The sequence below is a fragment of the Streptomyces muensis genome, assembly GCF_021474425.1.
GTDB lineage: Bacteria > Actinomycetota > Actinomycetes > Streptomycetales > Streptomycetaceae > Streptomyces > Streptomyces muensis.
Window position 1 is genome coordinate 1 of the sequence record NZ_JAKEIP010000513.1, and the last position, 2,453, is coordinate 2,453.

The 2,453-nt window shown below is 69.5% G+C and carries 1 protein-coding gene; it reads right to left on the minus strand.

The genetic code is table 11. From position 1 onward, the window contains the following. Positions 1-409: 409 nt before the first annotated feature. On the minus strand, positions 410-1,330 hold the full coding sequence (locus tag L0P92_RS43835) for an NADP-dependent oxidoreductase (protein ID WP_234768713.1): 921 nt from the start codon (positions 1,328-1,330) through the stop codon (positions 410-412). Between the last annotated feature and the right edge of the window lie 1,123 nt (positions 1,331-2,453).

The window sequence follows — 2,453 nt, forward strand, 5'->3', positions numbered from 1 at the left end:
CCTGATCGGTGAGTTCATGACGACGTATCACTCCACCATGATCCACTAGCCGATGATCTTTGAAGACGGACCCTAGTTCAGAGAAGAAGCAGGTCCGCATCGTTTGCGTTCTTGCGGTATTCGTTGCGGTATTCGTTCCTCTACGCCAGTGATGCCCGGGCGGCATCGGCAGGCGCCCACGGCGTGTAGTTGATGTCCGGGTTCTGCGGCCAGGACGGCTTCAACGAGTGGGTCGCCGAGGCTTGCGCGATCAGAGGCGGCAGGGCGCAGGGGCGGTGCCGTCGAATTCGCGCCACATGGTCCCGATCCCGTACTGACGGTCGGAGCAGGTGGCTTGAGCTTGGGTATGAGCAACTGGGCGATTACGACGGCCTGGCATGTACTCACCGTCCTGTGTCGGTGAGGAGGTTCAGTCTTCGGTGAGGCGGATGATTGTTTTTCCTGGGGTGCGCTTGTCCGGGGTGAACGCGGAGGCTGCTTCGGTGAGCGGGTGGACGGCGCCGATGATCGGTTTGATGCGGCCGTTCCGCACGCGTTGGGCGAGGTCGGCCAGGCGGGTCCGGTCGGGTTCGACGACGAAGAAGACGGCTCGTCCGTCGCGGGGGTGGACGGTGACGGGCTCGGCGATGGTGACCAGGGTGCCGCCGGGGCGGACCAGAGCGGTGGAGCGTTCGAGGATTTGGCCGCCGATCACGTCGAGCACGACGTCGACGTCGCCGATGTCCTCCAGTTTCTCGGCCTGGAGGTCGATGAAGGCGTGCGCGCCCAGCTTCAGTGCGGTGTCGCGGTCGTCGGCGCGTCCTGTGCCGATCACCCGGGCGCCGGCCTCGCGGGCCAGCTGCACGGCGAGTGAGCCGACGCCGCCCGCGGCGCCGTGGATGAGGACGCTCTGCCCGGTGGTCAGGTGGGCGTGGTCGAACAGGGCCTGCCAGGCGGTGAGTCCGGAGATGGGCAGCGCGGCGGCCGTGACGTGGTCGATGTCGGCGGGGAGCGGGGCGAGGTTGCGGGCCTCGACCGCGGTGTACTGGGCCAGGGTGCCGTTGCGGGCCCAGTCGGTCAGACCGAACACGCGCTGCCCGATGGTCAGGCCGGTGGTGCCGTAGCCGAGCTCGGTGACCACGCCGGACACCTCGTGGCCGGGCACGCTCGGAGTGCGGTCACGACCGGACCGGTCGGTCCACGTGCTGGGCCAGTGCAACTCGCCCGGGGTGAAGCCGGCGGCGTGGACCTTCACGATCACGTCGTTCTCCGCGGCGTGCGGGTGGGGTAGCTCGCAGAGGGCCAGGCCGCTGACGCCGGCGTCCCGGTCCTGGACGGTGATGGCTTGCATGAGGGGATCCTCTGCCTAGGGGGACGTTCAAGGAACGGGCAACGCGAGCGAAGACATCCGCGGGGAGAAGGCCGGCCGCCCGCCTGGCCAGTCAGCGCCGACCGCCCTTGTCCGTCACCGTACCTGGCGGCGGGCGAGGGACGGCTCACGGTGCCATCGTGATCACGTTTACGAGCCTAGGAGGGATGCAGCCCAGGTGACTGGGCCATTTACGTCTACTTCCGGTGGGCCATTTGTCTCGCTCCGATGCCGTAGCGTGCCGCTGCCTTGCTCTGGTCCAGTGTGGCTGCCGCTCGCGGGCCTGGTCTGGAGGGGATGATCGTGCAGGCCGCGTTTGCCGCGCGCTGCGCTGACCTCATCGAGGCCCGTGTCGAGCGTGGTGAGGAACCTGACGGCAGCCTCTGCACCGCCCGCTGGGCACTCGCCGCCCTGCCGCCCTGCCGTGTTCCCGGATGCCGGCTGCTGTCTTCGGCCGGGACGGGAGGCCGGCCGCCGGCTCGGCCGCGCCTTTGCTGCCGCTGGAGCCGGGGGAGTGGAGTGTCCGGCTTGTGCCGCTGTGCCACGACCGCGCGGTCATCGCCAGCGCCGTGCTCGCTGGCGGGCTGTGTGCCGCATGCCGCACCGGCGGCCCCTGACGGTCTTCGGGGCGTCGCCGAGATAAGCGCCGGACCCGCCAGGTCTCGGCGGTCAGCGTCCGTCTCTGACGGTCTTCGGGGTGCCGGCGAGATGAGTGTCGGGCTCGCGGGGTTTCGGTGGTCAGCGAGGGCGCGCAGGTGGTCGACGAACTACGGGGAGGCGGTGGCGGTGGTCTTCTCCGCGCCGCCGCGGGTGATCGCGCCCGGAGCCAACTGGACGGGCGGGGTGGGCTGTTCGTCTCGGTTCATCGGATTCCTCCGTCGGGCCGGTGGTCGGCCGGCTGGTCGGTTCGCGGGCGGTCGGACTGCTCACGGTAGGGCGCGGCGTTGAGCCCACCTTCGCGCCCGCCGCCCGACGGCGGCCTCGCTGAGCTGGGCATCGACGATCACGACGGGCCTGGTACGACCACCATCAACACCTGCACCAGCGCTGGCGGATGCGCCTGAGCCAGCTCATCGCTGGTGCAGGTGTTGATGGTGGTCGTACC